The following is a 7,044-nucleotide window of genomic DNA, read 5'->3' on the forward strand; positions in this document are numbered from 1 at the left end:
TGGTCAGGTACTCAACACAGCGTATGCCTTGAGTTTTTACTTAGAAGATTCGAGCTGCTTGAGGGTATGATACCCACCATATATACGAGTGAAAATGGTAATAGCGCAGGCAGCAGCAAAGATTCCAGCAAGTAGTACAAAATGCTGTGGCCAAATACATAAAGCGACAAACAGAGCAATAGTCTCGGTGCCTTCAGTCAGACCATTTAGATAATAAAAGCTTTTGTATTTGAACTGCGGCTTATCCAGATTGTATTTTTCAGCGGCAATCGCAAATGCCAAGAAGCTAGAACCTGTGCCAATAAATGCAGCCAGTAATATAGAGCCAGCAATGGCATTTTGTTCAGGATTTGCCAAAATAAAGCCAAGCGGTATGGCGGCATAAAATAAAAAATCCAAGGTAATGTCTAAATAACCACCAGCGCTAGAGCTTTGCTGTGCGTAGCGAGCGAGTGCGCCATCAAGCCCATCAAAAACACGGTTCACCGCAATGGCGGCAAGCGCCCCATACCAAAACTCAAGTGCGAGTAATGGCAATGCCAACATACCGATCAAAAACCCTACCATCGTGAGTTGGTCTGGTGTGATACTGCGCTTGTGTAGTACTGCAACGACAGTGTTCAGCATCGGTTTGATAACGGGAGTGATAAACTTATCTAACATGCGAGCTGCCTTTTGTGTTTTGCTTTTCTTGTTATTTTGACTGGGTGCTTGATTTTAATGTCTAAAACTATTGTCCTATCCTACATGAATAACCTTACCGTTGGCTGCTTCGGCATCGCTTTGGTCGTGCGTGACCATAATAGCAGGCAGCTTGTGAGTGCGAATTTGATCAAATACCAATTGCCGCGTATCCATTCTCAATTGGGTATCAAGTTTGCTAAATGGCTCATCCAGTAGGATGGCTTTTGGCTCACTTAGCAAAGTTCGGAGTAGGGCGATTCGTGCTTGCTGTCCACCTGATAAATTATCAGGATGGCGCTTGCCCATACCGGCTAATCCAACTTGCTCTAGTGCCTGCTCAATTTTTTCTTGCCGCTGTCTCTTATTGCCTTTTGGCATAGCAAAAGCAATATTGCCTGCGACGGATAAGTGTGAAAACAGCAAAGGGTCTTGATACAACACGCCAATATGGCGTAAATGTGGCGGTAGGCTACAGACGTTTTCGTCATTTAACCACGCTTCACCTGTGGAGTGAAAGCCACTGGGTAAAGTGCCTGTGAGCCAATTTAAAAAGCTCGATTTACCACTACCAGATGGCCCCATCACAGTGAGTATGTCGCCGCCAAAAATCTGCTCATTGATGCTTAGTAGGCACTTGTCCTCTCGATATAGTGCTAAGTTTTTTATTTGTAAAGATGATGACATCAAAACCCCTTTATTTATATGGTCATTATTGGCTGGTTTAGGGCGTATTAATGAGTGTTGTTTTGACCACTTCTAAAAATATATTTTGGCAGCAGGCTTGCTAGCATAAACCCAATCAGTGGTAGCAACATTTGAATAATGGCATACACTGCACTGGTGCGTCTACTGGCACCGTTTGCGAGCGCCACTGCTTCTGTTGTAATGGTGGCGATACGTCCACCACCTGCCAACAATGTCGGCAAGTACTGACCAAAGCTTATCGCCAAACCCAGTGCGACGGCAATCAATATAGGTGTAAACAGCTGTGGTAGTTTTACCTGTAAAAACACTTTTAGTGGCGTGGCACCAAGGCTAGCAGCCACGCGAGCAAAGCGTGGATCTAAACGCCGATAGCTACTAGACAGTGATAAAAACACATAAGGCAATACAAACAGTAAGTGCGTAAAGGCCACATTAAAAAACGCTGCTTGATTATTGGCCAGTTGCTGTAGCCAGACTAAGCCAAATAGAAACGCGATACTCGGTACTAATAAAGGTAAATAAATGATTAAACTGGTAAAGCCAGAGAGTCGTTTCGCACTCAGTTGTTCCGCTTCTAAACACAGTAAAGTAAGCACGATAGCAAATGCAGTGCTCACAAGACCAATAGAGATGGTGTTAAATAGAGGCGTACCCATTTGCATAAAGGCGCTTTGAAAATGCAATAGGACAAACTGCTCTGGCAGTGCTGCAGGGAAGCGCCAAAACCCAGCAACAGACCACATAGCCAGTCCAATAAGCGACATAAACATAAAACCAATCACGATGACGGTCAAAGCGGCCGTGACTTTTTGCCATATCGCATCCGCATGATGGCGCGTACCATTGATCAGCGAGCCACTACACATTACTTTTATCAGCTTTTCACCGCCTAGCCATAATGCGATTAGCCCAATGGTCAGAACAAGCTGTAATAGTGCACCTGCCGAGGCTTTTATACGCATGTTCAAATCGACATCATTGAACCACTGCATGATGGTAACGGCAAGCGTCGGCGGTGTGTTTGGCCCTAGGATAAGTGGCATCTCTACGCTGGCACTAGCATAGGCGAGTACCGCTAGGATAGGCAAACGTAGCAACGGATAGAGTAGGGGCAAGACGGCTTTAAAAAAGGCAGTTACGGGGTAATACCCCAGATTGATAGCCACTTTATATTGTTGACGTAGCTTTTTTCCGAGATCTGGTTGTGCCAATGCACCTAGGGCAATTAATAATAAAAAAGGCAACTCTTTTAAGGTCAAGCCTAAGATAATACTGATACCGTAAGGGTCATGAGGAAATATGCCTTCTGGGGCTAATTCCCAACCGCTTAACCACGGCGATATCAATCGTGCAAACATACCAGAGGGCGCGATTAAAAACCCAACTGCAATCGCTGCTGCAGCATGGGGAATGACTAGAATAGGGCTAAGTAAATGCTCAATACGAGTGAGCCAAACACTATTAAAAAACGCCGCTAATATCATCAAGGTCATGACAAAAGAGAGTAAGGTGCTGATCAGTCCTGTACCAATGCTGAGCAGCACCATCTGAGTAAGACCTGGTGTCATCCAAAGGTCTTTGAAGCCTTGTAGACTGACGGTCGTTTGCTCAAGTGCAGGCACCCAGCTAAATGCAGGTAATAGTACACTGATTAGCCCGCCCAGTACGGGCAGTATCAGTATCAATAATAAAAACTTAGGGCTCAGGGTAGCGATATGTGTGAATAAGTCTTTCTTATACATGGGGCTCGCACTCGAGTTTTTGTGAGCATTGGCTTGGCCTTGGGTGCTGCTTTTGTTGGTGTCTTGGCTCATGGACTCACCCCATAACGTGTTTGCCAGCCTTGCATAATGGCCTCAACCCAGCTTGGATGTGGCTCACTCACAGTACGTTTGATACTGTCAAATGGTAGTGCGCTAGGATGAGCTTTATCGGTCTTGAATAAGGCTTGTTGCTCAGGGCTGAGCGTTGACTGGATGAGTACGGTTTTGTCCCCCCATACAGAGGCGGTTTGTTTTTTGGCTTGAGCTTCTGGACTCATCAAAAAGTTGGCGACCAGCTGCGCCGCTTGAGGATGACTGGCATTATAAGGAATGGCCACAAAGTGTGTGTTACTCAAACTGCCATCGCTCATGGCATAGCTACGGATGCTCTGGGGTAAGTCATAACGTTGTACCGCTGCTGGCACTTCTGGTGCCGAGAAGGTAAAGGCGAGACTCAGCTCAGTATCATCGACCAAGCGACGCATTTGTGCACCAGTTTGAACAAACTGCTCGCCCTTGCGCCACAGTGTGGGATGCAGATCGTCTAAAAATGCCCATAAAGGATCTAGTACGATTGCTTTATTTTCCTCAGTCGCAGGCATGTTGAGTAGAGATTTGGTGTCTTCACCAGTATCCGCATCATGTTGCTCATGTAGCATGACCAAGGCATACTTTAAAAAGCTCATTCCTAAAAAATCAGGCGGTTTAGGATAACTAAAGCGCCCGGGGTTTTGTGCGGTCCAATTGGTGAGTTCATTTAAGGTGGTGGGCGGCTTTTTGGTAGACATGCTGTCATAATAAAAAGTCAGTGACGCTTGTCCCCATGGTGCTTCCATACCGTTGACGGGTACGCCAAAATCGAAGTTAACCGCAGGATTGTTGACTGGATCAGTGAGTGCAAAGTTAGGTATTTTGTTTGACCATTGCTTGAGCAATAAATCGTTTTCATTCATGGTGGCAAAATTCGCACCATTGATCCATATGAGATCAACGCTGCCTTTGTCATCATTATTGGCTGACTTTTCTGCTAGGACGCGACTGACAGCTTCGCTGGTATCACTCAATTTTACGTGGACCAAGTTGATATTGTATTTTTCATCAACTTGCTTGGCCGCCCATTGTAGATAGGCATTGATTTGAGGATCGCCGCCCCACGCATAGAAATAGACGTCTTGATTGGCACCTTGCGCTTCTACTTGTTGCCAAGGTGACGCCTCACCATCACGGCTCACGGTATTCGGTGATGCTGTACTTGCAGAGATACCGATACAAACGCTAAGCGCCATTGCATAGGCGCTATAACGCGTGAGACGTTTGAGCATCGGTAAAGCGGTAATAACGCGCATTCAAGTTTCCGTCATGATTTAAATTTTATTAAAGCTGGTAAAGATTTTATAGCTAGCCATGTCAAACCACACAGATACTACAGAATCTAAACCAGCTTTATTGAGTTTTTTAGAACTTTGTTATCAGTCGAATCCTTTAACGATGTTCATCAGCAAGCTGCTATTAACTAACTATCATTAACTAACCACGACGCCAAGTGTGATATTTCTCTAACCAACTCAATACAGTCTCAGGGGCGTGAGCACGTTTCCATTCACCAGCAGCATACTTATTGCCTTCTGCCCAAGTAGGGTAGCTATGGATAGTACCCAGAATTTTATTAAGACCAAGACTGTGCTTCATGGCTAATACAAACTCAGCAATCAAATCACCAGCATGTTCAGAAACGACTGTCACACCCAATATTTTGTCTTTACCTTTTGGCGTAATGACCTTGATAAAGCCTTTAGCCGCACTATCGGTAATGGCACGATCTAGCTCTTCAAATTCAAAACGGGTAATCTCGTAATCGATGCCTTTATCAATGGCTTCTTGCTCGTTGATACCGACACGAGCAACTTCTGGATCAATAAACGTAACCCACGGAATCACACGGTAGTCTACTTTAAACTTCTTGAGATTACCAAATAAACCGTTTACCGCTGCATACCAGCCCTGATGAGCAGCGACATGAGTAAACTGATATGGGCCGACAATATCGCCTGCGGCAAAGATATTAGGATATAGGGTTTCTAAGTATTCGTTGGTCACGATAGTACGATTGGTTTCGATACCTAGGTCTTCAAGACCATAACCAGTAAGACGAGCGCTACGGCCAACTGCACAAAGTAGCTCATCATATTCGATATCGATTTCACTATCATTGTGTTTAACGACGATGTATTTTTTACCATCACGAGCTTCACAGCGTAGTGCCTGGTGAGAGGTCAAGATATTTACACCACTTTCGGTAAGAGCTTTGTGAGCAAAGGTAGACACTTCAAGATCTTCTTTGATCATGATGCGCTCTGCCATTTCGATTTGCGTCACGTTTGAACCCAAACGAGAAAAACTCTGCGCCAATTCGCTACCGATCGGTCCACCACCTAGCACTACCAATTTTTTAGGTGCTTCGTCTAGCTCTGAGAATTTATCCCATAACGTGTCGCTGGTCACATAACCTGTTTCCTCTATACCTGGTAGAGGTGGTACAAATGGACGAGCGCCAGTAGCAATAACAATAGTACGCGCTGTTAAGGTCTGCATACCACCATCATTTAACTGAATTTCTACTGTCCAAGGGTCGATCAATTTGGCATAGCCTTTGACTACATCTACGCCTAAATCGGTATAACGCTCAACACTGTCATGCGGTGCAATATCAGCGATCACTTTGTGTACACGTGCCATTACTTTTTTAAATGAAAACTGTGGTGTGGCGTTTTCTAGACCATAATCCTCACCATGGCGAATTTGCTCTGCGATTTTGGCACTTTTGATCACGGCCTTACTTGGAACACAACCATAATTTAAGCAGTCACCACCCATTTCGCCAGATTCAATTAACGTTACTTTCGCTTTGACGGCAGCGGCAATGTAACTTGTGACCAAGCCACCAGCACCAGCACCGATTACAATCATGTTGCGGTCGAATTTTTTAGGTTGCGTATAATCTTTGTAGACACGACGTTTTTTAAACACGTTTAAAATTCCTTTAGCAATAAATGGGAATATACCCAACAAAGCGAATGATAAAATTAACTTGGGTGATAAAATACCTGACAAGCTTTCTATTTGTGCAAGTTGAGTACCCGCATTAACAAATACAAAGGTGCCAGCTAACATACCTACTTGGCTTACCCAGTAGTAAGTCCATGATTTGATAGCGGTAACGCCCATCAATAAGTTAATTAAAAAGAATGGAAATACAGGCACTAAACGTAGCGTAAATAGATAAAAACCACCTTCTTTTTCGACACCTGCATCAATAGCAGCGAGACGTTCAGGAAAGCGTTGTTTAATGGTATCACGCAGTAAATATCGCGATGCCAAGAAGGCAATAGTAGCCCCAATACTGGATGCGAATGAGGCAATGAGCAAGCCTTGTACTAGACCAAATAATGCACCAGCGGCTAGCGTTAAAATCGCAGCGCCTGGTAAGGAGAGGGCAGTGACAACGACATACAGTAAGAAAAACCCACCGATAATCAATAGCGGTGACTGCGCTTTGTATTCATTAAATTGCGCCATCGACCCTTTTAAGCCCTCAAGCGTCAATAATTGATTTAGGTCAAAATAAAAAAAACTTGCCGCTAATATCAATATTAATAGTATTAAAAATATTCTTTTAATCATGGTGTGTCCGGCCAAATAAGGGAGCGAAGGCTAAAACCGTAGTCATTACTCGAACTGTTAAATAACTATATTTGAGTAATGTAGCGATTAAATCGAAACATCTGAATCGTTTAACTACGATAAAAAGTTTGAATCAGCAGTCTTGATAGTATACAAATTATGTCTTGTTGTCTGTTATTTGTATTACTAAAGTAATAAGTACTGCCGCTGA

The 7,044-nt window shown here is 44.0% G+C and carries 5 protein-coding genes; all 5 read right to left on the minus strand.

The features are described 5' to 3' along the window. Positions 1-36: 36 nt before the first annotated feature. The 5 genes from ACT3QN_RS13180 to ACT3QN_RS13200 all read right to left on the minus strand — a co-directional run bounded on the left by ACT3QN_RS13180 (position 37) and on the right by ACT3QN_RS13200 (position 6,728). Positions 37-663, minus strand: a complete 627-nt coding sequence (locus ACT3QN_RS13180) for a CDP-alcohol phosphatidyltransferase family protein (RefSeq protein WP_444523796.1) — start codon at positions 661-663, stop codon at positions 37-39. Positions 664-738: 75 nt separating this feature from the next. Next, complete coding sequence (locus ACT3QN_RS13185) at positions 739-1,368, minus strand: ATP-binding cassette domain-containing protein (RefSeq protein ID WP_444523797.1); 630 nt, start codon at positions 1,366-1,368, stop codon at positions 739-741. A gap of 47 nt (positions 1,369-1,415) precedes the next feature. After that, positions 1,416-3,203 (minus strand): ABC transporter permease, encoded by a 1,788-nt coding sequence (locus ACT3QN_RS13190; protein WP_444523798.1) that lies wholly within the window; start codon positions 3,201-3,203, stop codon positions 1,416-1,418. Further along, the gene (locus ACT3QN_RS13195) at positions 3,200-4,498 is read right to left on the minus strand and encodes an ABC transporter substrate-binding protein (protein ID WP_444523799.1); all 1,299 of its coding nucleotides are present in this window, start codon (positions 4,496-4,498) and stop codon (positions 3,200-3,202) included. Before ACT3QN_RS13195 ends, ACT3QN_RS13190 begins: the two co-directional genes overlap by 4 nt. 181 nt (positions 4,499-4,679) lie before the next feature. Continuing rightward, positions 4,680-6,728, minus strand: coding sequence for an FAD-dependent oxidoreductase (locus ACT3QN_RS13200; RefSeq protein ID WP_444523800.1), 2,049 nt, complete (start codon positions 6,726-6,728; stop codon positions 4,680-4,682). Positions 6,729-7,044: the final 316 nt, after the last annotated feature.

It is taken from the genome of Psychrobacter sp. AOP7-C1-14, assembly GCF_052376135.1.
Classification (GTDB): domain Bacteria; phylum Pseudomonadota; class Gammaproteobacteria; order Pseudomonadales; family Moraxellaceae; genus Psychrobacter.

Excerpts from the sequence above, each read along its gene's own strand:
- ACT3QN_RS13200 (WP_444523800.1), bottom strand. The coding sequence starts at position 6,728 with ATGGCGCAATTTAATGAATACAAAGCGCAGTCACCGCTATTGATTATC.
- ACT3QN_RS13180 (WP_444523796.1), bottom strand. The coding sequence starts at position 663 with ATGTTAGATAAGTTTATCACTCCCGTTATCAAACCGATGCTGAACACT.
- ACT3QN_RS13190 (WP_444523798.1), bottom strand. The coding sequence starts at position 3,203 with ATGAGCCAAGACACCAACAAAAGCAGCACCCAAGGCCAAGCCAATGCT.
- ACT3QN_RS13185 (WP_444523797.1), bottom strand. The coding sequence starts at position 1,368 with ATGTCATCATCTTTACAAATAAAAAACTTAGCACTATATCGAGAGGAC.
- ACT3QN_RS13195 (WP_444523799.1), bottom strand. The coding sequence starts at position 4,498 with ATGCGCGTTATTACCGCTTTACCGATGCTCAAACGTCTCACGCGTTAT.